This window comes from Streptomyces sp. NPDC004435, assembly GCF_042873895.1.
Classification (GTDB): Bacteria; Actinomycetota; Actinomycetes; order Streptomycetales; family Streptomycetaceae; genus Streptomyces.
On the sequence record NZ_JBIAMB010000002.1, the window covers coordinates 151,135 to 174,730 of the forward strand.

General features: G+C 71.0%; 19 protein-coding genes. 14 read left to right on the forward strand and 5 right to left on the reverse strand.

Going from position 1 to position 23,596, the window contains the following annotated elements:
• Position 1: 1 nt before the first annotated feature.
• The 8 genes from ACFYT9_RS03905 to ACFYT9_RS03940 all read left to right on the forward strand — a co-directional run bounded on the left by ACFYT9_RS03905 (position 2) and on the right by ACFYT9_RS03940 (position 8,696).
• A complete protein-coding gene (locus ACFYT9_RS03905) occupies positions 2-613 on the forward strand; it encodes an SseB family protein (RefSeq protein ID WP_389160778.1) in 612 nt (203 codons plus the stop codon).
• Positions 594-1,241: a hypothetical protein gene (locus tag ACFYT9_RS03910; RefSeq protein ID WP_389160779.1), complete on the forward strand. Its 648-nt coding sequence runs from the start codon at positions 594-596 to the stop codon at positions 1,239-1,241. The genes ACFYT9_RS03905 and ACFYT9_RS03910 overlap by 20 nt, the downstream gene beginning before the upstream one ends.
• Complete coding sequence (locus tag ACFYT9_RS03915; protein WP_389160781.1) at positions 1,241-5,983, forward strand: putative T7SS-secreted protein; 4,743 nt, start codon at positions 1,241-1,243, stop codon at positions 5,981-5,983. The genes ACFYT9_RS03910 and ACFYT9_RS03915 overlap by 1 nt, the downstream gene beginning before the upstream one ends.
• Before the next feature lie 47 nt (positions 5,984-6,030).
• Positions 6,031-6,564 carry an SMI1/KNR4 family protein gene (locus ACFYT9_RS03920; RefSeq protein WP_389160783.1) on the forward strand — a complete coding sequence of 178 codons (534 nt, stop codon included), beginning with the start codon at positions 6,031-6,033 and terminating at the stop codon, positions 6,562-6,564.
• 295 nt (positions 6,565-6,859) lie between these two features.
• Positions 6,860-7,411 (forward strand): GNAT family N-acetyltransferase, encoded by a 552-nt coding sequence (locus ACFYT9_RS03925; protein ID WP_389160785.1) that lies wholly within the window; start codon positions 6,860-6,862, stop codon positions 7,409-7,411.
• Between the two features lie 14 nt (positions 7,412-7,425).
• Positions 7,426-7,842, forward strand: a complete 417-nt coding sequence (locus ACFYT9_RS03930) for an SMI1/KNR4 family protein (protein WP_389160787.1) — start codon at positions 7,426-7,428, stop codon at positions 7,840-7,842.
• A gap of 177 nt (positions 7,843-8,019) precedes the next feature.
• A complete protein-coding gene (locus ACFYT9_RS03935; RefSeq protein ID WP_376602007.1) occupies positions 8,020-8,265 on the forward strand; it encodes a ribbon-helix-helix protein, CopG family in 246 nt (81 codons plus the stop codon).
• Positions 8,262-8,696 (forward strand): PIN domain-containing protein, encoded by a 435-nt coding sequence (locus ACFYT9_RS03940; protein WP_376602006.1) that lies wholly within the window; start codon positions 8,262-8,264, stop codon positions 8,694-8,696. The genes ACFYT9_RS03935 and ACFYT9_RS03940 overlap by 4 nt, the downstream gene beginning before the upstream one ends.
• Before the next feature lie 126 nt (positions 8,697-8,822).
• Here the strand turns inward: ACFYT9_RS03940 and aspS are convergent, their stop codons facing one another.
• Positions 8,823-10,646 carry an aspartate--tRNA ligase gene (gene aspS, locus ACFYT9_RS03945; RefSeq protein WP_389160789.1) on the reverse strand — a complete coding sequence of 608 codons (1,824 nt, stop codon included), beginning with the start codon at positions 10,644-10,646 and terminating at the stop codon, positions 8,823-8,825.
• Positions 10,647-10,817: 171 nt separating this feature from the next.
• Here aspS and ACFYT9_RS03950 point away from each other — a divergent pair, with 171 nt between their 5' ends.
• Both ACFYT9_RS03950 and ACFYT9_RS03955 read left to right on the forward strand, forming a co-directional pair.
• Positions 10,818-12,968, forward strand: coding sequence for a SpoIIE family protein phosphatase (locus tag ACFYT9_RS03950; protein ID WP_389160791.1), 2,151 nt, complete (start codon positions 10,818-10,820; stop codon positions 12,966-12,968).
• A 151-nt stretch (positions 12,969-13,119) separates the two neighbouring features.
• The gene (locus ACFYT9_RS03955; RefSeq protein WP_389160793.1) at positions 13,120-13,932 is read left to right on the forward strand and encodes an MBL fold metallo-hydrolase; all 813 of its coding nucleotides are present in this window, start codon (positions 13,120-13,122) and stop codon (positions 13,930-13,932) included.
• Here ACFYT9_RS03955 and ACFYT9_RS03960 read toward each other — a convergent pair.
• Both ACFYT9_RS03960 and ACFYT9_RS03965 read right to left on the reverse strand, forming a co-directional pair.
• Positions 13,929-14,996 carry an AI-2E family transporter gene (locus tag ACFYT9_RS03960; protein WP_376603558.1) on the reverse strand — a complete coding sequence of 356 codons (1,068 nt, stop codon included), beginning with the start codon at positions 14,994-14,996 and terminating at the stop codon, positions 13,929-13,931. The two genes, ACFYT9_RS03955 and ACFYT9_RS03960, sit on opposite strands and share 4 nt — an antisense overlap.
• A 130-nt stretch (positions 14,997-15,126) precedes the next feature.
• Positions 15,127-16,089 carry a pirin family protein gene (locus ACFYT9_RS03965; RefSeq protein ID WP_376606078.1) on the reverse strand — a complete coding sequence of 321 codons (963 nt, stop codon included), beginning with the start codon at positions 16,087-16,089 and terminating at the stop codon, positions 15,127-15,129.
• A 244-nt stretch (positions 16,090-16,333) separates the two neighbouring features.
• Between ACFYT9_RS03965 and gcvH the strand changes: the two genes are divergently transcribed.
• Complete coding sequence (gene gcvH / locus ACFYT9_RS03970; RefSeq protein WP_387278933.1) at positions 16,334-16,723, forward strand: glycine cleavage system protein GcvH; 390 nt, start codon at positions 16,334-16,336, stop codon at positions 16,721-16,723.
• 183 nt (positions 16,724-16,906) lie between these two features.
• On the opposite strand, the gene ACFYT9_RS03975 is transcribed toward gcvH, so the two are convergent.
• Positions 16,907-17,407 carry an SseB family protein gene (locus ACFYT9_RS03975; protein WP_376605389.1) on the reverse strand — a complete coding sequence of 167 codons (501 nt, stop codon included), beginning with the start codon at positions 17,405-17,407 and terminating at the stop codon, positions 16,907-16,909.
• Positions 17,408-17,489: 82 nt separating this feature from the next.
• Between ACFYT9_RS03975 and ACFYT9_RS03980 the strand changes: the two genes are divergently transcribed.
• From ACFYT9_RS03980 to ACFYT9_RS03990, 3 genes are all read left to right on the forward strand, one after another.
• On the forward strand, positions 17,490-18,149 hold the full coding sequence (locus tag ACFYT9_RS03980; RefSeq protein ID WP_389160795.1) for a hypothetical protein: 660 nt from the start codon (positions 17,490-17,492) through the stop codon (positions 18,147-18,149).
• 141 nt (positions 18,150-18,290) lie between these two features.
• Positions 18,291-20,120 (forward strand): acyl-CoA dehydrogenase, encoded by a 1,830-nt coding sequence (locus ACFYT9_RS03985; RefSeq protein WP_387277472.1) that lies wholly within the window; start codon positions 18,291-18,293, stop codon positions 20,118-20,120.
• Positions 20,121-20,408: 288 nt separating this feature from the next.
• Entirely contained in the window at positions 20,409-21,716 is a 1,308-nt protein-coding gene (locus ACFYT9_RS03990) for a M18 family aminopeptidase (RefSeq protein WP_389160797.1), read from the forward strand.
• A 62-nt stretch (positions 21,717-21,778) separates the two neighbouring features.
• Here the strand turns inward: ACFYT9_RS03990 and ACFYT9_RS03995 are convergent, their stop codons facing one another.
• Positions 21,779-23,590 carry an NHL domain-containing thioredoxin family protein gene (locus tag ACFYT9_RS03995; RefSeq protein WP_389160798.1) on the reverse strand — a complete coding sequence of 604 codons (1,812 nt, stop codon included), beginning with the start codon at positions 23,588-23,590 and terminating at the stop codon, positions 21,779-21,781.
• Positions 23,591-23,596 lie beyond the last annotated feature (6 nt).

Here is a 23,596-nt window from a genome sequence, read left to right on the forward strand (position 1 = left end):
GGTGAGTGACAACGGGGAGAAGAACAGTGAGCCTCAGCCGCGATCCGGAATATCCGATCTGACGGACTCCGGACCACCCGCACCACCACCGCGAGCCCTCACGAACGACGTCACTGAAGGCGTCACGGCAGACGCCGCAGTCGACTCCGTCGCCGCGGCACGACGTGAGTTTGCCCGTTTGCTCGGTGAATTCCGGCGGACCGCGGTCCTCGTGCCCCTCGACGAGCACGGGAGCCTGTGGACGGCGGACTTCAACGGCGTCCGGTGGATCTGCGCCTTCTCGGACGAGGAAGCCCTCGCCCGGTTCGCCGAGGCGCGCGGAGAGGCCGGCCGCGAGTGGTCGTACCGGGCCGTCCTGGGCGCCCGACTGCTCGACGCGATGGTCCCGATGCTGCCCGGTCCGGGCGGCGTGGCGCTGGACGCCGGCAGCGCCGGCGGGATGGTCTTCCCGCCGGTCGCGGGGATCGTGCCGGACGACGTGGCGGTCGATCTCACGGCAGAGCCAACCGAACCAACAACGGCAGCAGAGGCAGCCGGGGCAGCAGCGGCAGCAGGGGAATCCCACGGCAGGGGAATCTCGGAACGGGGGAACGATGAGCGGGACCGAGCCTGATCTGGCAGCGCCGCCCGAGGCGCTGGCGGCGATAGCGAAGGGCATCGACCTGGCCCATGCGGAGCTGAAGGAGCTCGGCATGATCGGCTCGGCGACGATGGGCCGGGGATTCTCCGATCTCGCCCTGACCGGCGTGGAGCTGGGCCACGGGGGCCTCACCTCCGCCCTGGAGACGTTCTGCGAGCGGTGGGAGTGGGGCGTGCGCGGGCTGACCCTGCGGGGCAACGCGTTCGCGCAGGGGGTGGGCCTGTCCGCCGGCTCGTTCGCCGAGCAGGACCGTTACGTCAAGGACACCATCAAGATCGGCGTCAACTCGCTCAACGGCAACCCTCACCTGTCCGAGGACGAGGTCAAGCAGATGAAGTGGGAGACCATCCGCGACCAGCACGCCACCGACGGCGCCGACTGGAGCCCCGAGTCCTTCAGCGCGGCCCACGACGAGGTCAAGCAGACCTGGAAGAACACCGGTTACGACGTGCTCGACTCGCAGATGGACTCCATGGAGCGCTCCGGTCTCCTCGACAGCGAACTCCGCGACCGTCTCGACGAACGCGCCAGGGAGGACTTCGACCCCGACCAGGCCACGATCGACCAGGCCGAGGAGCCGCGCTGGGGGGAGAGCCGCTGATGGTGGACCTGCGTGGGCTGGGCGACGGACTCGTCGACGGCTGGGACCGTGTCGTCGACAAGGGAGGCGAACTCCTCGGCGAGGGCGTCGACTACGTCACCGACAAGGCCGGTCAGGCGCTGAACAAGGTCGGGGCCGAGGACTGGGCGGACGCGGTCGAGGACTGGGGCGACGAGACCGCCTCCTCGCTCGGCGCCCAGGTCGGTGAGGCACAGCTCGGGCAGACCGAGGAAGCGAACGAGCTGATCCACGGCAAGCCGGAGACCATCACCGCGACGGTGAAGAACCTGCGGGACTTCCAGCGGGCCTTCGACCTCGTCGGCGGCGGCATGAAGAAGCTGGACGCCGCCCAGTGGAAGGGCGAGGCGGCCGACACGTTCCGGTCGAAGTTCCAGACGCTGCCGACGGACTGGCTGCACGCGGCGGACGCGATGGAGAACGCGGCCAAGGCCCTGGAGACGTACGCGAAGGCGGTCGTCAGCGCGCAGTCCAAGGCCCGCGAGGCGATCGCCCTCCACAAGGAGGGCGACCAGGACTCCAAGAAGGCCGTCGACAGCTACAACCAGAAGGTCGACGCGTACAACGCGGCCCGGGAGGGCGACAGCCCGCTGCCCCGCCCCGATCCGTTCTCCGACCCGGGCAAGGCGAAACGCCAGCGGGCCAAGGAGCTCCTGAACAACGCCCGGACGGCGCGCAACGAAGCCGGTGAGACGGCGGCGACCGCCGTCCGCGCCGCGCTCGCCCACGCGCCGCAGGAACCGAAGGGCCTGGAGAAGGCCAAGCTGGAACTGCTGGACCTCGGAGCGGGCACCGGCGTCGAGCTGACCCACCTCGGCGGCGGCATCATCAAGGGCTCGGCGGGCCTGGTCAACTTCGTCCGCGCCCTCAACCCCGTCGACCCGTACAACCTGACCCACCCGGCGGAGTACTACAAGAACGTCAACATGACGCTCGCCGGCCTGGTCTCCACGGTGGCCAACCCGGACCGGGCACTGAAGAACGCCTGGGAGGGGTTCAAGGAGGACCCCTCGGAGGGGCTCGGCCGCCTCATACCGGAGCTGCTCGGCACCAAGGGCGCCGGGCTCGCCCGCGGCGGCCTGCGCGCCGGCCTCGACGCCAAGCGCCCGCCCGGCGGGAAGCCGGACGGCGGCCGCACCGACCTGGAGAAGAACCCCGAGAGCAACGGCAAGAAGTGCAGCGAGACCGTCTGCAAGCAGGACCCGATCGACATCGCGACCGGCCGGATGCTGCTGCCGCAGACGGACATCGCCCTGCCCGGCACGCTCCCTCTCGTCTTCCGGCGCACCTTCGACTCGTCCCGCCGATCCGGGCGGTGGTTCGGCCCGGCGTGGTCGAGCACCGTGGACCAGCGGCTGGAGATCGACTCGGAGGGCGTGGTCTTCAGCTGTGACGAGGGCAGCCTCCTCGCCTACCCCCATCCCGCCCCCGGGGTGCCGGTCCTGCCCGCCCACGGCCGGCCGTGGCCGCTGGACCGGGTCCAGGACGGCTACACGATCACCGACCCCGGCAGCGGCCGGGTCCTGCACTTCGCCGACCACGGCGACGAGCTCGCGCTGCTGGCCCAGATCGACGACCGCAACGGCAACTGGATCGCCTTCGAGCACGACGAGACGGGTGCGCCCGTCTCGGTCGTCCACCACGGCGGCTACCACCTGAAGCTGACGACCGCCGAGGGCAGGATCACCGCCCTGCACCTGGCCGGGGCCGCCGCGGACGGCTCCGACCAGGAGATCCTGCGGTACGGCTACACAGCGGGCCACCTCACCTCGGTCACGAACTCCTCCGGCCGTCCCCTGCGCTTCGACTGCGACGAGCACGGCCGGATCACCGCGTGGACGGACACCAACGGCAGCCGCTTCGACTACGTCTACGACGACCAGGACCGCTGCACCTACCAGTCGGGCGCCAACGGGCACCTGGAGACGACCTTCACGTGGGACGACGTGGACCCGGCGACGGGACTCCGCACGACCACGCTCACGACCGGCAGCGGCCGCACCGAGCGCCATCTGATCAACGACCGGTCCCAGGTCGTCGCCGAGATCGACCCCCTGGGCGGGGTCACCCGCTTCACCTACGACCGCCGCAACCGCCTGCTGTCGCGGACGGACCCGCTCGGCCACGTCAGCCGCGTGGAGTACGACGGCGAGGGCCGCCCGGTCCTGGCAGAGCGCCCGGACGGGCGGCGGGTCCGGATGGAGTACGACCCCGCCGGCATGCCGACGCGGATCACCGCGACCGACGGCACCGTCACCCAGCAGACCTTCGACGCGCGCGGCAACCGCACGTCCGTGACCACGCCCTCCGGGGCCCGCACGGAGTTCGCGTACGACGCGGCCGGCCGCCTGACGTCGGTGACGGACCCGCTGGGCGCCGTCGCCCGCCTGGTCCTGGACGCCCGCGGCCTCCCGGTCGAGGTCACCGACCCCCTGGGCGCCACGACCCGATACGCGCACGACGCCTTCGGCCGTACGGTCCGGATCACCGACCCCCTCGGGGCCGTGAGCCTCCTGGAGTGGACGGTCGAGGGCCGCCCGTCCCGCCGGGTGGCCCCCGACGGCACGGCGGAGTCGTGGACGTACGACGGCGAGGGCAACCGCCTCACCCACACCGACGTGCTCGGCGGCACGACCCGCTTCACGTACACCGACTTCGACCTGCTCACCTCCCGCACGGACCCGGACGGCGTCCGCCACGAGTTCAGCCACGACACCGACCTCCGCCTGACGCGCGTGACGAACCCACTGGGCCTGACCTGGGAGTACGCGTACGACGCGGCGGGCCGGCAGATCGCCGAGACGGACTTCGACGGCCGGACGCTGGGCTACGCGTACGACGCGGCCGGCCGGCTGGCCTCCCGGGTGAACGGCCTCGGCGAAACGATCCGCTTCGAGCGCAACGCGCTGGGGCAGATCGTCCGCAAGGAGGTCGAGGGCGTCGGGACGACGACGTTCGCGTACGACGTCTTCGACGAACTGGCGCAGGCGACGAGCCCGGACGCGCACCTGGAACGGCTCCGCGACCGTCACGGCCGCCTGAAGTCCGAGACGGTCAACGGCCGGACGCTCACGTACACGTACGACGAGCTGAGCCGGAGGGCGAGGCGTACGACGCCGTCGGGCGCGGTCAGCGAGTGGACGTACGACGCGGCGGGCCGCAGGACGAAACTGACCGCCTCGGGCCGCGAACTGATCTTCTCCTTCGATGAGCTGGGCCGGGAAACAGCACGAACGGTGGGCGGCTTCGCCACTCTGACGTCGTCGTACGACATCATGAACCGGCTGACGGGGCAGGAGGTCACGTCTCGGTCCGGCCGACTCCAGACGCGCTCGTACGCCTATGGGGCAGGGGGCGGCCTCATCGGCTTCGCCGATGCATTCTCCGGTCGTCGTGACTTCGATGTAGACCCCGCCGGTCGCATCACAGCTGTCTACGGGCAGGGGTGGACGGAACGATACGCCTACGACCAAGCAGGCAACCAGACGGAAGCGGACTGGCCGTCCGCTCACCCAGCTCAGTCAGCCGCGGGCGCCCGCACCTATCAGGGCACCCGCCTCTCTCTGGCGGGTGCGACCCGCTACAGACATGATTCTCAGGGACGGGTCGTACTCCGGCAGAGAACCCGGGTCTCCCAGAAACCGGACAGTTGGCGCTATACGTGGAACGCGGAGGACCAGCTTACGTCGGTGACGACACCCGACGGCACTGTCTGGCGGTACTCCTACGATCCGCTGGGTCGACGAATATCCAAACAGTCCTCTCGCGAGACCGTCTATTTCGCTTGGGATGGCACGACTCTCTGCGAACAAACCGCCTCGAACGTCATACTCACCTGGAATTACGACGGCCCACGCCCCTTGTCGCAGACGGAACGCCGCACAGACACGGACGAAGAACGCTTCTTCGCCATCGTCACCGATCTTATCGGCGCACCGACAGAAATGGTCGATGAATCGGGCGAGCTGGCCTGGCGCACCCGGACCACCATCTGGGGCACGACCACTTGGAACAAGTCCGCCACGACCTACACGCCTCTTCGCTTTCCCGGTCAGTACTTCGACCCGGAGTCGGGCCTCCACTACAACTATTTCCGCTATTACGAACCGGAGTCGGCCCGCTACTTCAGCCAGGACCCTCTGGGGCTCACTCCTTCACCGAACCCGACGACATATGTCCATAACCCTCTCCTGTGGGCCGATCCTCTCGGACTTGCCCCTTGCAGGACGAACGAACCCGACGACCCCCTGTGGGACGGCAGAGTTGTCTACCATCCGCTGGACGAACACAGACGTCCGACAGGAATGCACGCGACTCTGGGCGAGGACATGATGGGCAAGAACCCCACGGACCCCCATGGCGACCCTCCAGGCTGGGAGTCGGAAAAGGGATACAACAGGGCCCACCTCCTCGGCGCACAGCTCGGCGGGTCGAACTACATGCCGGAGAATTTCGTCACCATGCACGCTTATGCGAATTCCCCCGTCATGCGACACATCGAAAAAGAGATCAGGCAGGCGGTCGAGGCCGGCGAAACGATCCAGTACAGCGTCACCCCTCGCTACAATGGCAGTGATAAGATCCCCACGGGCGTATATGTCGAGGCTTACGGGTCGAACGGGTTCCAGTTCACCCAACACAGAACCACCGGGGTCACCGAGCTGGCGAATACCGCATTCATACCGAACCAGCCGAGGGACGACTGGATGCAGCAATCGAACTAAAACCCGACACGGATTGAATTCACAACACCCCAGAAAGGGACTCAGGCATGACAAGCGGAATTTCTCGCCTGCTCGACATCGCCCCGGCACCCGAGGAGCCTCGAACGAAGAACTGGGATGCGTTCGAGGCCGCGCTGGGGTCCGAACTCCCTTCCGACTACAAGGAATTCATCGCGGTCTACGGTGGGAGCAAATGGGACAACTACCTCTACGTCCTTGAGCCGGAGTGCCCCAACAAGCACTATGACCTCATCACATGGGCGAGGAACCAGGCAGAGGACCTCGAATATCTGTGGGAGGTCGAGAAGAAGCCCGCGGAACTCGAGACCGAGGGGGCCCGGGTTCTGCCCTGGGCCACCACGGACAACGGAGAGTGCCTCTACTGGCTCGCCCGTCCAGGCGTCGATCCGGACGGATGGACGGTGATGGTGAACGAGGCCCGGGGCGAACGCTGGGAGCATTTCCCCGTCACGTGCACCCAGTTCCTCGCTTCTTGCCTCGACGGAGAACTGAGGTCGGGTCTCCTCTCCACCCTGTTCCCCCTCTCGGCCCACGAATTCCGCCAGCTGAGGGCCGTTTAGGCGCTCCGGCCCAACGGCTCCCGCCTCCCCTTCCGCAGGCCGGAACGCCGAGCCTCGGGGAACGAATCCCGGAGGTGGGCGTGGTCTGGTGTCGAAGGTCTGCGCAGTTACGGGCAGGACGGGGACGTCTCGCCGGAGCGACGGTGGTGCTCCGGGTCCGCGTGGAATACGACCCGGAGGGGGAATCGGGGTGCATCGGAAGGTGCGCCCTACGGCCACCGTACGAGGAAGAAGGGGATGGCCACTGAATCGCCGTCCGGCAACTGTGACAGGTGGGACGAGGGGAGTCGAGAAGGTGCGAGGGGACGTCGTCGTCGAGGTGATCGAGGCCGGGCGGCTGGAGTTGGTGCCGCTGGAGGTCTCGCACGCCGAGGAGATGGCCGGGGTGCTCGGGGATCCGGCGCTGCACGCGTTCATCGGGGGCGAGCCGGAGAGCCTGGAGGAGCTGCGGGCCCGGTACGTGCGGTGGGAGGCCGGGGCGCCGGACCCTGACACCGCGTGGTGCAACTGGGTGGTGCGGGAGCGGGACGGCGGGCGGCTGGTCGGGACCGTGCAGGCGACCGTGGCCGGCGAGGGTGCCGAGGTCGCCTGGGTGGTCGGCAGCGCCTGGCAGGGGCGGGGCTACGCCTCCGAGGCCGCCCGCGCGCTCGTCGGGTGGCTGCGGCCCCGGGTCCGTACCGTCGTCGCCCACGTGCACCCCGACCACGCCGCCTCCGCCGCCGTCGCCCGCGCCGCCGGGCTCGTACCGACCGGGGAGATCCACGACGGGGAAGTGCGGTGGGAGTCTGCCGCCGAGCCTCGGCCCCGGTTGGACGGCAGTGACCGTGGCAGTGGCGGTCGCCTGTGACATGGCGCGAACTCGTGTCGGAGTTCTCGGACGCCGAGCTCCGGGACCCCGTCACCGAAGGCGAGCTGACTGCCGTCGAGCAGCAGCTCGGACAGCCCCTCCCCGCGTCGCTGCGCGAACTCCTCCTTCAAAGCAACGGAATCGAGGGAGAGTACGGAACGGAGACCGTCTGGACCGCCGACGGGATTCTCAGCGCGAACCTCGCGTTCCGTCACTCGGAGGAGTTCCGCGAGCTGTACCGGCCGTTCGACGCCCTGATGTTCTTCGGCGACAACGGAGGCGGCGATCAGTTCGCCTTCGTTCGCAGCCCCGAGCGCGACGACGTGTTCGTGTGGGACCACGAGACGGACGACCGCTTCTGGGTGGCCGGCTCTCTGGAGCACTACCTCCGCAGCGCGCTCGGGTGCGACGGCGAGGACTGGTACCGATGACTCCCCACCGGCCGGCCTGACGCGCCGGCCAGCAGACTGAGAAACGACGGGTCAAACCGCACCCCAGCCCGCACAGCGGACAAGACGGTCGGCGTGACCACCCCGAGCGCGCTGCCTCCGCCGCCGCCGCTTCGCGCACAGGGGGACGAAACGGGCATGGGTGGTACCATATAGGGCATGATAAAGACGACGGTGTATCTGCCGGAGGCACTGGAGCTGCGCCTCGACGCGGAGGCCGCGGCCACCGGCGTCAGCAAGGCGGAGCTCATCCGGCGGGCCATCGCTCTGCTCCTGGACTCCTCGCCCCGGGCTCAGAAGAGCAGTGGAGCGCTCCCCGTCTTCGACAGCGGACGTCCGCGGACCGCGGCCGGTATGGATGACGCCGTGTACGAGCACATCAAAGAGCGGAACGCCCGGCGTTGATCATCATCGCGGACACGTCCGCTCTCTATGCGGCCTTCGACGCCGCGCAGCCGGAACACGCCGCCGCCGCGGCGCTCCTCGACCGCGAGGTGTTCGCCCTCTCGCCCCTCGTGATCACGGAACTGGATCACCTGGTGCACCGGGATCTCGGATTCCCCGCCGCCATGCAGATCATGGAGGCGCTCAGCGCGAGGATCGAGGCCGGCCAGTACAAGCTCGCCGAGCTGCGCCTGGCCGACCTGCTGTCCGCGCACGCGGTCCGGGCGAAGTACGAGGGGCTCCGACTGGATCTGGCGGACGCCGTGGGCGTCGTGCTCGCGGATCGGTACAGGACCGACCGGATCTTCACTCTCGATCAGCGGGACTTCCGCGCGATCGAACCGCTCACCCGGGGCCTGCCGGCGTTCCGGATCCTGCCCGCCGACGGGTGAGACGCCTGCGCTCCGGGACACCGGAGCCGCGGGAGCTGCCGGAGCCGGCCGTGCCGCCGGATTCGTACCACGCGAGAGGGCCCGGAACCGTGCGTACGGTTCCGGGCCCTCTCGTGCGTGTCAGGGTCAGCGCGCCGCGTCCGGGTGGACCGACTCGGTCACCGGGCGGTCGTCCGTCTTCGCGGACGGCTTCTCGACCGGCTTGCGGAGCTGGATGTTCAGCTCGCGCAGGCGGGTCTCGTCGAGCTCCGTGGGGGCGCCCATCATGAGGTCCTGCGCGTTGCCGTTGAGCGGGAACGCGATGGTCTCGCGGATGTTGGGCTCGTCGGCGAGGAGCATGACGATGCGGTCGACGCCGGGGGCGATGCCGCCGTGCGGCGGGGCGCCGTACTGGAAGGCGCGGAGCATGCCGGCGAACTCGGTCTCGACGGTCGCGCGGTCGTAGCCGGCGATCTCGAAGGCCTTGAACATGATGTCGGGCTCGTGGTTCCGGATGGCGCCGGAGGAGAGCTCGATGCCGTTGCAGACGATGTCGTACTGCCAGCCGAGGATGTCCAGCGGGTCCTTCGTCTCCAGGGCCTCAAGGCCGCCCTGGGGCATGGAGAAGGGGTTGTGCGAGAAGTCGATCTTGCCGGTCTCCTCGTCCTTCTCGTACATCGGGAAGTCGACGATCCACGCGAAGCGGAAGACGTTCTCCTCGAACTGGCCGGCGCGCTTGGCGGCCTCGACCCGGACCGGGCCCATGATCTTGGAGACCTCGTCGAACTCGCCGGCGCCGAAGAAGATCGCGTGGCCGGGGACGAGGCCGAGGCGCTCGGTGAGGACCTTGACGTTCTCCTCGGTGAGGAACTTGGCGATCGGGCCGGTGAGGGCGTTGCCCTCGCCGACGCGGACCCAGGCCAGGCCCTTCGCGCCGAGGGAGACCGCGAAGTCGCCGAGGCCGTCGAAGAACTTGCGCGGCTGGTCGCCGGTGTCCGGGACGGCGAGCGCGCGGACGTGCTTGCCGGCGAAGGCCTTGAACTCGGAGTTCTCGAACACGTCGGAGATGTCGACGAGTTCGAGGGAGGTCCGCAGGTCCGGCTTGTCGTTGCCGTACTTGAGCATCGACTCGCGGAACGGGATCCGCGGGAACGGGGAGGTGACGTGGCGGCCGCCGCCGAACTCCTCGAAGAGCTCGGTCATGAGCTTCTCGATCGGCTGGAAGACGTCCTCCTGCTCGACGAAGCTCATCTCGACGTCGAGCTGGTAGAACTCGCCCGGCGAGCGGTCGGCGCGGGCGTCCTCGTCGCGGAAGCAGGGCGCGATCTGGAAGTAGCGGTCGAAGCCCGAGATCATGAACAGCTGCTTGAACTGCTGCGGGGCCTGCGGGAGCGCGTAGAACTTGCCCGGGTTGAGGCGGGACGGGACGACGAAGTCACGGGCGCCCTCGGGGGAGGTCGCGGTGAGGATCGGGGTCGCCATCTCGTTGAAGCCGAGGGCCACCATCTTGGAGCGGATGGCGGCGATGACGGCGGAGCGCAGCATGATGTTGCGGTGCATGCGCTCGCGGCGCAGGTCGAGGAAGCGGTACTCCAGGCGCCGCTCCTCGTTGACGCCGTCGTCGGCGTTGATGGTGAAGGGGATCTGCTTGGCGGCGCCGAGGACCTCGACCGCGCCGACCTCGACCTCGACCTCGCCGGTGGGGAGTTCGGGGTTGACGTTCTCCGCGCCGCGCGAGACGACCTTGCCGTCGACGCGGACGACGGACTCCTTCGTCAGCTTGTCGAGCGCCTCGTAGGCGTCGGTGCCGGGGCGGGCGACGAGCTGCGTGATGCCGTAGTGGTCGCGCAGATCGATGAAGAGGATGCCGCCCAGGTCGCGCCGATTGTGCAGCCAGCCGCTCAGCCGGACGTCGGTGCCGACGTCAGAGGCGCGGAGCTCGCCGCAGGTGTGGGACCTGTACCGATGCATCGTCGTTCATCCAGTCTTCGGGATCGTGGTGTGAATCCCGACCGCGCCGCAGGGCAGGGTCAGGGCGGTCCCAGCCTACCGGGACACCCAAGATCGCGATTCGGTTACTGTCGGTCGTGCCCGGTGGGGGCACGGTGGCGGCACGCTGTCCGATATTCATAAAGTGGGGCAATGCGCACCGAGGACGTCCTGGCCGCGATCGCCACGGGCCTGTGGCGCTGGGACAACGCTTCCGGGACCGTCTCGCTCGACGCCGAGGCCGCCCGGCTGCTCGGGCTGCCCGCGGAGCCGGTGCGGCTGAGCGAGGCGGCGGTGCGGTCCCGCTTCCACCCGGTGGACTGGAACGAGATCGACGGCGTGGTGAACCTGGCGGTGGCCGAGGGCACGCTCGCCGAGGCCCGGCTGCGGATCATGGACGGCGAGGGCCGGGTGGTCCGTACGGTACGGAGCCGGTCCAAGCCGCTGATCGAGGGAAGCGACTACCAGCTGGTCGGCACGCTCCAGGAGGTGGCCGATCCGCAGCCGGGGACGGCCGGGCCGCACACGCCGATCACGGGCGACTGGCGGCGCTCGCGGGAGGCGTTCCTGCTGGACGCGGGGCGGGCGCTGGCGGAGGCGCGGTCGACGGCGGAGGTGCTGCGGGTGGCGGCCTCGCTGTCGATGCCGGGCTTCTCGCCGGACGGGCTCGCGGTCTTCGGGATGTCGGGCGAGCGGCTGACGGTGATCGGGCACCACGGGCAGCGGGACGGCGACGAGGGCCCGTTCACGTCGATGTCGCTGGCGACGGACTACCCGGCGGCGGAGGTGGTGCGGACCGGGCGGGCGATCTATCTGCCGTCGCCGGAGGAGTACCGGCGCCGCTTCCCGATGACGTGGCCGCTGGCGGAACGTTTCGAGCGGCACTCGTGGGCGTTCGTGCCGCTGGTGGTGGCGGGGCGGACGATGGGCGCCTGGATGGCGGCCTTCAAGCACCCGGTGACCTTCACGCCGGACGAGCGGTCGGTGCTGACGACGGTGGCGCGGATGCTGGCGCAGGCGCTGGCCAGGGCCGGGGTGGCGGAGTCGGAGCGGGAGCTGTCGCTGGGGCTCCAGCGGACGATGATGCCGGTGCTCGGCCCCGGGATCCCGGGGATCCAGGTGGCGGCGCGGTACGTGCCGACCGGCGGCGGGCTCCAGGTGGGCGGCGACTGGTACGACATGATCCGGCTGCCCGGCCGCACGGGCGGCGGCGCGGGCCGGATCGCGCTGGTCATCGGCGACGTGCAGGGGCACGACGTGCGGGCTGCGGCGCTGATGGGGCAGCTGCGGATCGCGCTGCGGGCGTACGCCTCCGAGGGGCACCGGCCGGACGCGGTCCTGTCGCGGGCCTCGCGGTTCCTGTACGGGGTGAACGACGGCGACGACGGCGACGACGGCGGCGACGGGGCGGACGGGGAAGGCGGGGCGGGCCGGGGCGGCGGGCCGCGGTTCGCGACCTGTCTGTATCTGGAGGTGGACCTGGAGTCGGGGACGGTGGACATCGCGCGGGCGGGCCATCCGGACCCGGCGGTGCGGATGCCCGACGGGACGGTGCTGTTGAGGCCGACGGCCGGCGGGCTGCCGCTGGGCATCGACGCCGACACCGACTACCCCACCACCCGCCTCACCCTGGAGCCCGGCGAGACCCTCATGATCTGCACCGACGGGCTTCTGGAGACCGGCGGGCACGATCTCGACAGCGGCTGGGATCGGGTCAGGAAGCTGCTCGAACAGCACCGGGGCGACGACCTGGAGGAGCTGGCCGACACGCTCGTGGAGGCCGTCCACGGTCCCGGTTCGCACCACACCACCGGCCCGCTCGCGGACCGGCGCGAGGACGACATCGCCGTCCTCCTGCTCTCCCGGCGGCCCGCGACGACGGTACGGGAGGCCCCGCGCCGCATGCTGATGACGATCGCCCAGGCGGAGCCGGAGCGGATCGCGGAGGCGCGGGAGCAGGTGCGGCAGCTGCTGCACGACTGGACCGACCGGGACCAGCTCGACTCGGCGGTCCTGATGGTCTCCGAGATGGTCACCAACGTGCTGGTCCACACGGACGGCGACGCCCTGCTGACCGCCGGGGTCACCTGCGGCGAGAAGGGCCGCCGGCTGCGGGTGGAGGTCTCGGACGCCAGCGACGAGCTGCCGCACAAGCGCCACCCGGGCGAGATGGCGTCCAGCGGGCGCGGTCTGGTGCTGATGGAGATGCTGGCGGAGGCGTGGGGCGTGGAGCCGCGCGGCGAGGGCAAGACGATCTGGTTCGAGCTGACGGAGCCGACGGGGGCGGAGGGGTGCTGCCCGTAGGGGCGCCGTGCCGGGGTGCGGCACGCGGGGCGTCCCCGTACGTCCGGCGCGGTGGGCACCGTACGGCGGCGTGGCCCGTCCGGCGCGCGGCGGGCGACCGTACGGCGGAGACTGGTGTCGTACGGCCGCCGGGGGGACCACGGAGTGCGCCATGGACACCCACAAGGTCGGCAGCGACACCACCGTCATCGCCGACAGCCTGGAGGCTCCCGGGGTCGGGCACATCCCGGCCAACGCCTTCGTGCTGACGGCCGCCGAACCCGTCGTCGTCGACACCGGGCTGTCGGTCGAGGACCGGGACTTCGTCGCCGCGCTCGGCGGGGTGATGGACCCGGAGGACGTGCGCTGGATCTGGCTCACCCACCCCGACCGCGACCACACGGGCGGGATCTTCGCCCTCCTGGAGGCCGCCCCACGCGCGCGCGTGGTGACCACCTTCCTGGGCGTCGGCATCATGACGACCGAGCGGGCGCTGCCGATGGACCGGGTGTACCTCCTCAACCCGGGGCAGTCGCTGGACGTCGGCGACCGCACCCTGCACGCCTTCCGGCCGCCGCTCTTCGACAACCCGGCGACCGTCGGCTTCTACGACGACCGGACGCGGATCTGCTTCAGCTCGGACTGCTTCGGCGCCCCGATGCCCAGTGCCGAGCTGGCCGAGAGCGGGCACGCGAGCGACCTGAAGCCGGAGGACCTGCGGGCCGCGCAGTTGCTGTGGGCGACGCTCGACAGCCCGTGGGTGCATCTGGTGGACCCGGAGAAGTACCGGGCGAGTCTGGCGCCGCTGCGGGAGATGGCCCCGGAGATCGTGCTCTGCACCCATCTGCCGCCCGCCGTGCGGATGACGGACCGGATGCTGGGGACGCTGGCGCAGGCGCCGGACGCCGACCCGTTCGTGGGCCCGGACCAGGCGGCCCTGGAGGCCATGCTGAGGTCCTTCGAGCCGGGCGGGGCGCCGGTCTAGGCGGTCTCCTGGGGTTCCGCGCGGGCGCCGTAGCGGGCGCGGAGCTCGCCGAGGATGCCGGTGGCGGCGGCGGTGAGCGGGACGGCGAGGAGCATGCCGAGGATGCCGGCGACGGAGGCGCCGGCGGTGATGGCCAGCATCACGGCGGCGGGGTGCATCTGGACGGTGCGGCTCTGGACCATGGGCTGGAGGACGTTGCCCTCGATGACCTGGACGGCGAGGACGATGCCGAGGACCCAGAGGGCGATGACGAAGCCCCGGTCGGCGAGGGCGACGAGGACGGCGACGGCGCCGGAGAGGAAGGCGCCGAGGTACGGGATGTAGGCGGTGACGAAGACGAGCGCGGCGAGTCCGACCGCGCCGGGTACGTCGAGGACGAGCAGGCCGACGCCGATGAGGACGGCGTCGACGAAGGCGACGAGGGTGGTGCCGCGCATGAACCCCTCGACGGCCTCGAAGGCGCGGCGGGCCATGGCCTCGGCGGTGTCGGAGGTGCCGGACGGGACGAAGGCGCGCAGGGCGCCGACGGCCTTGTCGGAGTCCCGGAGGAAGAAGAAGATCAGGAGGAGGGCGAGGACGGCGGTGGCGAGCATCTGCCCGACGACGCTGAGTCCGGAGATGACTCCGGAGGCGGCCGTCCCGCCGAACTTCTCCAGGAGCTGCCGGGCGTTCTTGGCCAGGTCCTCCAGGGAGGTCCCGGCCGCCCCGAAGTGCTCGGCGATGTCGACGGCGGCCTGCCGGAGCGAGGCGAGGATCTGGTCGCCGGTCTCGATGAGGGCGGCGACCACGATGTAGCCGGCGCCGCCGACGACCACGAGGACGGCGGCGACGGTGACGGCGGCGGCGAGGGACTTGCTGACCTTCATCCGCAGCAGCCGCCGGTAGAGCGGCCCCAGCAGGGCGGTGCCGAGGATCGCGAGGAGCACGGGGGTCACGGCGGTCTTGAAGACCACGCAGAGCCAGATGAAGACGGCGGCGACGCCCGCCACGAGGAGCAGGACGGCGCACCAGGCGCCGAGCTTGCGGGCGGGCTCGGGCAGCAGGGGCGTTCGACTCGTCTCCACCCGTCCATAAGATCACACGCATACGTGCGGATCGCGGACATGACGGGCCGTCCGTGCGACGGCCCGTCACCTCCGTGCGGACCTCCCGCCCGTCCTCGTGAAGGTCGGGCGGGAGGGCGGGCGGGGCGGTCTACTCGCCCATGCCGTGGACGGCCGGGACGGTGCCGAGGCGGCCGGCCTGGAAGTCCTCGAAGGCCTGGCGGAGTTCGGCCTGGGTGTTCATGACGAAGGGGCCGTAGTGGGCCATGGGCTCGCGGATGGGCTGCCCGCCGAGGAGGACGACCTCCAGGTCGGGGGTGTGCGAGTCCTGCTTCTCGTCGGCGCGGACGGTCAGCGAGCCGCCCTGCCCGAACACCGCGGTCTGGCCGAGGTGGATCGGCCGGTGCTCGGCGCCGACGGTGCCGCGGCCGGCCATGACGTACGCGAGGCCGTTGAAGTCCTCGCGCCAGGGCAGGGTGATCTCGGCGCCCGGGCGGAGGGTGGCGTGGATCATCGTGATCGGGGTGTGGGTGATGCCGGGGCCCTGGTGCCCGTCGAGCTCGCCGGCGATCACGCGGAGCAGCGCGCCGCCGTCCGGGGAGGTGAGGAGCTGGACCTGGCCGCCGCGGATGTCCTGGTAGCGGGGGGCCATCATCTTGTCGGAGGCGGGCAGGTTGACCCAGAGCTGGAGGCCGTGGAAGAGGCCGCCGCTGACGACGAGGGACTCCGGCGGGGCCTCGATGTGGAGGAGGCCGGAGCCGGCGGTCATCCACTGGGTGTCGCCGTTGGTGATGGTGCCGCCGCCGCCGTTGGAGTCCTGGTGGTCGAAGGTGCCGTCGACGATGTAGGTGACGGTCTCGAAGCCGCGGTGGGGGTGCCAGGGGGTGCCCTTGGGCTCGCCCGGCGCGTACTCCACCTCACCCATCTGGTCCATCATGATGAACGGGTCGAGGTACTGGTAGTTGATGCCCGCGAACGCCCGGCGGACCGGGAAGCCCTCGCCCTCGAAGCCCTGGGGGGCCGTGGTGACGGCGAGCACGGGGCGCGGGGCGGCGTCGGCCGGGGCGACGACGCGCGGCAGGGTGAGCGGGTTCTCGACAGTCACGGCGGGCATGGCGGGACCTCCTTCGTACGGCCTGAGGGCTCGGTGGCCTTCTGGCCTGTCCTCGTACGACCACTTTAGTTGAATGCTGAACTTCTCGCTACCGGAACGGCTCTCCCAGTCGTTCCATTCCCTTGGCCGGAATCCGCTCCCCCATTCGAGGGGAGCGGCCGCGTCGCCCCCGCCGCCCGCCGGCGCTCGGGCAGGCTGTCCCCGCCGCCGACCACGCGGCCCGCCGACGACCCGAGGAGCTCCCATGGCGACGACCCCGGCCGAGCTGAAGTACACGAAGGACCACGAATGGGTGCGGGTGGACGGGGAGACCGTCCTCGTCGGCCTCACCCACTACGCCCAGAAGCAGCTCGGCGACATCGTGTTCGTGGAACTGCCCGAGACGGGCCGGAAGCTCGACGCCGGCGATCCCTTCGGCACGGTGGAGTCGGTCAAGTCCGTCAGCGAGGTCTACGCGCCGGTCGCCGGCGAGGTGACCGAGAGGAACACCGAACTGGACGAGTCCCCGGAGCTGATCAACGACGAGCCGTACGACGCCTGGCTGGTCAGGATCAGGATCTCCGGCGGGAAGCTCCCCGGCGGGCTGCTCAGCGCCGCCCAGTACGACGCCTACGTCGCGGACGACGAGTCCTAGGACCTGCCGTCGCCCTTCCGTCCGCCCCGCTCCCCGCAACACCACGACAAGGGCCCGGCCGCGCACCCGGCGAAGGTGCGCGGCCGGGCCCGTGCGTCCGCGGGATCAGCCGTGCGTCCGCGGAATCAGCCGTGTGTTCGGCCGCACAGCCGCAGGTCAGCCGTACAGCCGTATATCCGCAGGTCAGCCGTACATTCGTCGCATCGCGAAGTCCACCATCTGCTCCACGGCCTTCGCGTCGAAGACGATCCGGTGGTCGCCCTCCATGTCGAGGACGAAGCCGTAGCCGGTCGGGAGCAGGTCGATCACCTCGGCGCCGGTGATCACGAAGTACTTGGACTCCTTGCCCGCGTACCGCCGCAGCTCCTTCAGCGTGGTGAACATCGGGATCACGGGCTGCTGGGTGTTGTGCAGGGCGAGGAAGCCGGGGTTGTCGCCGCGCGGGCAGTAGACCTTCGAGGTCGCGAAGACCTGCTGGAAGTCCTCGGGCGCCAGGGTGCCGGTGGTGAAGGCCCGGACGGCGTCGGCGAGGGAGGGCGGCGACGGCTCGGGATAGAGCGGCGCCTGCTGCTGCCCGTACCCGCCGCCCGGCATGCCGGCCTGCGGGGGGTACTGCCCCTGCGGGGGCGGTGCGTACTGCTGCTGGGCGGCGCCGCCGTCCCCGTGCTGCCCGTATCCGTACATGCCCCCCAGCCTATCGACCGACCGCCCCGCTCAGGGGCCGACGTCCGTACCCTGGGCCTACGTTCGACGACGGGGGGTCGGCATGGACGAGGCACGGGCGGACGGTGCGGACGGGGCACCGGCGGACGGTACGCACGGGGCACGGGCGGACGGTACACACGGAGCACCGGCGGACGGGGTACGTACGACCGGCGCGAGCTGGGCGCGGACGGGCGGGGCCTCGCGGATCGGCGGAGCCTCGCGCGCAGGCGGGGCCTCGCGGACGGGCCGGGTCGCGCGGGCGGCCGGGTGGCTCGGCGCGGGGGTGCTCCTCGCGGGCGCCGGCGCGGGGGTGACCGCCGTCGGCACCGGCGCGCCCGGCCTGGAGACCGTCACCTTCACCCGGATCAGCTGCGCCGAGACGCGGACCGCCAAGGGCGGCGGCGCGTGGCACTGCTTCGGGATGAGCGCCGCGCAGATCGCGGCGGCGGAGGAGGACCGGCGGCGCGCCGCCCTGGACGCGCTGCGCGGGAGGCCCTCGGGGCCGCCGCCGGTCCGGACCACCCGGCTCTCCTTCGTGGCCCACGACGGGCGGGAGGACCCCGCCGAGGTCACCGCGACCCGGGTCGGCTCGCGGTGGATCGCCCACGCGCCGGGGGTCGTGGGCACCGGCGCGGCCCTGCTCCTCGGGGGCTTCGGGGCCCTCGCCGCGGGGGTGGCGCGGCTGCGCGCGGCGCGAGGCGTGTCACAGATCTCCCGGTAGGGGTTGCTCTTATTACCGGTGGGTAGCATCATCATGGAGAAGAGTGCGCTACTCGTGAGTAGATCCTGCGCGGAAGCCGGGCAGGAGCGTGAGTGGCCCTCGGTACGAGGAACCCTCCCCGATCATTACGGAGCCGTCGCCATGGGGCACTACAAGTCGAATCTCCGCGACATCGAGTTCAACCTCTTCGAGGTGCTCGGCCGCGACAAGGTGTACGGCACCGGTCCGTTCGAGGAGATGGACGTCGAGACCGCCAAGAGCATCCTCGACGAGATCCGCCGCCTCGCCGAGAACGAGCTGGCCGAGTCCTTCGCCGACGCGGACCGCAACCCGCCGGTCTTCGACCCGGAGACCAACACCGCCCCGGTCCCGGCCACCTTCAAGGACTCGTACAACGCCTTCATGGAGTCCGAGTACTGGCGCCTCGGCATCCCCGAGGAGATCGGCGGCACCGTCTCCCCGCGCTCCCTGATCTGGGCCTACGCGGAGCTGCTCCTCGGCTCGAACCCGGCGATCTGGATGTACTCCTCCGGCCCCGCCTTCGCCGGCATCCTCTACACCGAGGGCAACGAGCAGCAGAAGAAGGCCGCGCAGATCGCCGTCGAGCGCCGCTGGGGCTCCACGATGGTCCTCACCGAGCCCGACGCCGGCTCCGACGTCGGCGCCGGCCGCACCAAGGCCGTCCAGCAGGAGGACGGCTCCTGGCACATCGAGGGCGTCAAGCGCTTCATCACCAGCGGTGAGCACGACATGGAGGAGAACATCCTCCACTACGTCCTCGCCCGCCCCGAGGGCGCCGGTCCCGGCACCAAGGGCCTCTCCCTCTTCCTCGTCCCCAAGTACGAGTTCGACTGGGAGACCGGCGAGCTGGGCGAGCGCAACGGCGTCTACGCCACCAACGTCGAGCACAAGATGGGCCTCAAGGCGTCCAACACGTGCGAGATGACCTTCGGCGACCGCCACCCCGCCAAGGGCTGGCTCATCGGCGACAAGCACGACGGCATCCGCCAGATGTTCCTCATCATCGAGTTCGCCCGCATGATGGTCGGCACGAAGGCGATCTCCACCCTCTCCACGGGCTACCTCAACGCCCTGGAGTACGCCAAGGAGCGCGTCCAGGGCACCGACCTGGCCAACTTCATGGACAAGGCCGCGCCCAAGGTCACCATCACGCACCACCCCGACGTCCGCCGCTCGCTGATGACGCAGAAGGCGTACGCCGAGGGCATGCGCTCCCTCGTCCTCTACACGGCCTCCGTGCAGGACGCCATCCAGGTCGCCGAGGCGGCCGGCGAGGACGCCAAGGCGCTCCACGGCCTCAACGACCTGCTCCTGCCGATCGTGAAGGGCTACGGCTCCGAGAAGGGCTACGAGCAGCTCGCGCAGTCGCTCCAGACCTTCGGCGGCTCCGGCTTCCTCCAGGAGTACCCGATCGAGCAGTACATCCGGGACTCCAAGATCGACACCCTCTACGAGGGCACCACCGCGATCCAGGGCCAGGACTTCTTCTTCCGGAAGATCGTCCGCGACCAGGGCGCCGCGCTGAACACCCTCTCCGAGGAGATCAAGAAGTTCCTCGCGGTCGGCACCGGCGGCGAGGAGCTGGCCGGCGCCCGCGACGCGCTCGCCAAGGCGGCCGTCGACCTGGAGGCGATCGTCGGCAAGATGATCACCGACCTCACCGCCACCGGCGAGGACGTCAAGAACATCTACAAGGTCGGCCTCAACACCACCCGCCTGCTCATGGTCTCCGGCGACGTCGTCGTCGGCTACCTGCTCCTCAAGGGCGCGGCCGTCGCCGCCGAGAAGCTCGCGGCCGGCGCCACCGGCAAGGACGTCGCGTTCTACCAGGGCAAGATCGCGGCCGCGAAGTTCTTCGCCGCCAACGTCCTGCCCGGCGTCTCCACCGAGCGCGTCCTCGCCGACGGCGTGGACAACGGCCTCATGGACCTGGACGAGGCCGCGTTCTAGTACTCCGGTACCCGAACGCACCACGTCCTACTGGAACGGCCCGTCCCCGGGGAGGGGGGCGGGCCATTCCGCCCTTTCCGGGGGCGGACCGTTGCGCCCTTCCGGAATGCCCGGTCCGCCCTCCCCCGGAGGCGGATCGTTCCGCCTCCTCCGGGGGGCTCGGTCCGCCGGTCCGTGGCACGGAGGCGCCGGTAGAACACTTACCGGGGGTACGGGCTCCGCGGGCGAAGGCCCGGCGTCCGGAACCGGGCTCCGGGAGGCGCCCGGGGTCACCCGTAAGGTGGGCGCATGAGCAGCGCAGCTTCCCGACCGGCGTCGACACCGTTCGGCCCCGGCCACACCGATGACCTGATGTCCTTCCTCGCGGCCTCGCCGTCGCCGTACCACGCGGTGCGCAACGCCGCCGAGCGGCTGGAGAAGGCGGGCTTCCGCCGGGTCGAGGAGACCGAGGCGTGGGACGGGACGAGCGGCGGGAAGTTCGTGACCCGGGGCGGCGCGATCATCGCCTGGTACGTGCCCGAGGGCGCCGCCCCGCACACCCCGTACCGGATCGTCGGCGCCCACACCGACTCCCCCAACCTCCGCGTCAAGCCCCGGCCCGACATGGGCAACCAGGGATGGCGGCAGATCGCCGTCGAGATCTACGGCGGCACCCTCCTCAACACCTGGCTCGACCGCGACCTCGGCCTCGCGGGCCGCCTCACCCTCCGCGACGGCACCCACCGCCTCGTCGACGTCGACCGGCCGCTGCTGCGCGTCCCGCAGCTCGCCATCCACCTCGACCGCGGCGCCAACGACGGCCTCAAGCTCGACCGCCAGCGCCACATGCAGCCCGTGTGGGGCACCGGCGAGGTCCGCGAGGGCGACCTCGTGGAGTTCGTCGCGGGCGAGGCCGGCGTGGACGCCGAGGACGTGGCCGGCTGGGACCTCATGGTCCACCCTGTCGAAGCGCCCGCCTACCTCGGCCGCGACCGCGAACTCGTCGCGGGACCGCGGATGGACAACCTGCTGTCCGTGCACGCCGGCGTCGCCGCGCTCGCCGCCGTCGCCGGCCGCGACGAGCTCCCGTACATCCCCGTCCTCGCCGCCTTCGACCACGAGGAGAACGGCTCCGAGGCCGACACCGGCGCCCAGGGCCCGCTCCTCGGCACCGTCCTGGAGCGCTCGGTCTACGCCCGCGGCGGCGGCTACGAGGACCGCGCCCGCGCCTTCGCCGGCACGGTCTGCCTCTCCTCCGACACCGGCCACGCCGTCCACCCGAACTACGCGGAGCGGCACGACCCGACGCACCACCCGCGCGTCAACGGCGGCCCGATCCTCAAGGTCAACGTCAACCAGCGGTACGCCACCGACGGCACCGGCCGCGCGATCTTCGCCGCCGCGTGCGAGAAGGCGGGCGTGCCGTGGCAGTCGTTCGTCTCCAACAACGACATGCCCTGCGGGACCACCATCGGCCCCATCACGGCCGCCCGCCACGGCATCACCACCGTCGACATCGGCGTGGCGATCCTCTCCATGCACAGCGCCCGCGAGCTCTGCGGCGCCGAGGACCCCTACCTCCTCGCCAACGCCCTCGTGGCCTTCCTGGAGGGCTGAGCGCGGACGCCCGGGCGGGTCCCCGTACGCCCGGGCGTCCCTGCGCCCGGGCGTCTCTGCGCCTAGGCGTCCATCCCCGCGAGGATCAGCGGGAGGCGGCTCGCGCCGTCTCCCGTGAGCTTCACCGGGACGCCCCAGTCCTGCTGGTGGACGTGGCAGGCGGGGTACTCGTTGGCCGGGTCGTCGTCGCAGGACGCGGCCATCGCGGAGACGTGCAGGACGCCTTCGGTGAGGGCCGGGTTCAGCTCCAGGTCGCGGAAGAGGTCCGTGCCCGTGCCCTCGCCGGAGAGGAGCAGCTCCGGCGGGGTGGCGGAGACCAGGAGGCGGGTCGAGGGGCCGTAGCGCTCGTCCAGCTTCTGGCCCGTGGGGGCCTGGAAGACGACGTCGAGGCGGAAGGCGCCCGGGGCGACCTCGGTGGCCTCCCGCTTCGTCCGGTGGGCGACCGCCTCCACCCGCACGGCCTCCTCGGGGAGGCGCAGCCGCGTGAGACGGTGGCGCGCCGACTCGACGACCACGATGTCCTCGCCGACCAGGACGGCGTCACTGGGCTCGCGCAGATCGGTGGCGAGGGTGGTGACCTCGCCGGTCGCCGGGTCGTAGCGGCGCAGGGCGTGGTTGTACGTGTCGGAGACCGCGACCGAGCCGTCGGGCAGCGCCGTCACGCCGAGCGGGTGCTGGAGCAGGGCCTGGGCGGCGGCGCCGTCGCGGTGCCCGAAGTCGAAGAGGCCGGTGCCGACGGCGGTGTGGACGGCGCCGTCGGTGTCGATCCAGCGCAGCGAGCTGGTCTCGGAGTCGGCGATCCAGAGGCGGTCCTCGGAGGCGGCGAGCCCGGACGGCTGGGCGAACCACGCCTCGGCGCCCGGCCCGTCGACGAGCCCCTCGTTCGTCGTGCCCGCCGCGACCTCGACGGTCCCGCTCTCGGGGTCGTACGTCCAGATCTGGTGCACGCCGGCCATGGCGATCCACACCTTGCCGCGCCAGAAGGCGACGTCCCACGGCGAGGACAGGTCGACGTCGAGCGCGGGCCCGGAGGTCGGGGACCCCTGCCACCACTGCCTGCCGGTGCCCGCGATCCGCTCGACCGTCCCGGTCGCCGGGTCGAACCGCTGGAGCGCGTGGTGCACGGTGTCCGCGACGACGACCGTGCCGTCCGGCAGCGACGCCAGGCCCTGCGGCTCGCGGAAGACGCCCTCGCCGCCGATCCGGCGCACGACGGTCTCCCCGTCGGCGGCCAGCTCGACCAGCTGGTGCCGGGTCGTGTCGGAGACGAGCAGATTGCCGCCCGGCAGCTCGATCGCCTTCCCCGGGAACCGCAGGTCGGTGGCGACGGGCTCCGGCGGCACGTACGGCCCGTCCCCGCGCCGCAGCGTCCCCTTCGCCTCGTGCTCCGCCTCCAGCTCCTCGACGAGCGTCCGGATCGCGTTGGCGTGCCCCTCACCCGCGTGCTGGGCGACGACGTACCCCTCGGGATCGATCACGACCAGCGTGGGCCAGGCCCGCACCGCGTACTGCTTCCAGGTCGCCAGCTCGGGGTCGTCCAGCACCGGATGGTGCACCTCGTACCGCTCCACGGCGTCCACGACCGCTTGGTGCTCCGCCTCGTGCACGAACTTCGGCGAATGCACCCCCACGATCACCAGCGTGTCCCGGTGCTTCTCCTCCAGCTCCCGCAGCTCGTCGAGGACGTGCAGGCAGTTGATGCAGCAGAAGGTCCAGAAATCGAGGATCAACGTGCGACCTCGGAAGTCGGCGAGCTTCAGGTCCTTCCCGCCGGTATTGATCCAGCCGCCCTTGCCGATCAGCTCGGGGGCACGGACACGGGCACGTCGTCGGGGCTCGGGCGCGGGGGTGGGCGCCGGGGCGGCATCGTTCATGGTTCA

Coding starts and splice junctions, on each gene's coding strand:
- ACFYT9_RS03910 (WP_389160779.1), top strand. CDS start 594: ATGAGCGGGACCGAGCCTGATCTGGCAGCGCCGCCCGAGGCGCTGGCG.
- ACFYT9_RS03915 (WP_389160781.1), top strand. CDS start 1,241: ATGGTGGACCTGCGTGGGCTGGGCGACGGACTCGTCGACGGCTGGGAC.
- ACFYT9_RS03920 (WP_389160783.1), top strand. CDS start 6,031: ATGACAAGCGGAATTTCTCGCCTGCTCGACATCGCCCCGGCACCCGAG.
- ACFYT9_RS03935 (WP_376602007.1), top strand. CDS start 8,020: ATGATAAAGACGACGGTGTATCTGCCGGAGGCACTGGAGCTGCGCCTC.
- aspS (WP_389160789.1), bottom strand. CDS start 10,646: ATGCATCGGTACAGGTCCCACACCTGCGGCGAGCTCCGCGCCTCTGAC.
- ACFYT9_RS03950 (WP_389160791.1), top strand. CDS start 10,818: ATGCGCACCGAGGACGTCCTGGCCGCGATCGCCACGGGCCTGTGGCGC.
- ACFYT9_RS03955 (WP_389160793.1), top strand. CDS start 13,120: ATGGACACCCACAAGGTCGGCAGCGACACCACCGTCATCGCCGACAGC.
- ACFYT9_RS03965 (WP_376606078.1), bottom strand. CDS start 16,089: ATGCCCGCCGTGACTGTCGAGAACCCGCTCACCCTGCCGCGCGTCGTC.
- gcvH (WP_387278933.1), top strand. CDS start 16,334: ATGGCGACGACCCCGGCCGAGCTGAAGTACACGAAGGACCACGAATGG.
- ACFYT9_RS03975 (WP_376605389.1), bottom strand. CDS start 17,407: ATGTACGGATACGGGCAGCACGGGGACGGCGGCGCCGCCCAGCAGCAG.
- ACFYT9_RS03980 (WP_389160795.1), top strand. CDS start 17,490: ATGGACGAGGCACGGGCGGACGGTGCGGACGGGGCACCGGCGGACGGT.
- ACFYT9_RS03985 (WP_387277472.1), top strand. CDS start 18,291: ATGGGGCACTACAAGTCGAATCTCCGCGACATCGAGTTCAACCTCTTC.
- ACFYT9_RS03990 (WP_389160797.1), top strand. CDS start 20,409: ATGAGCAGCGCAGCTTCCCGACCGGCGTCGACACCGTTCGGCCCCGGC.
- ACFYT9_RS03995 (WP_389160798.1), bottom strand. CDS start 23,590: ATGAACGATGCCGCCCCGGCGCCCACCCCCGCGCCCGAGCCCCGACGA.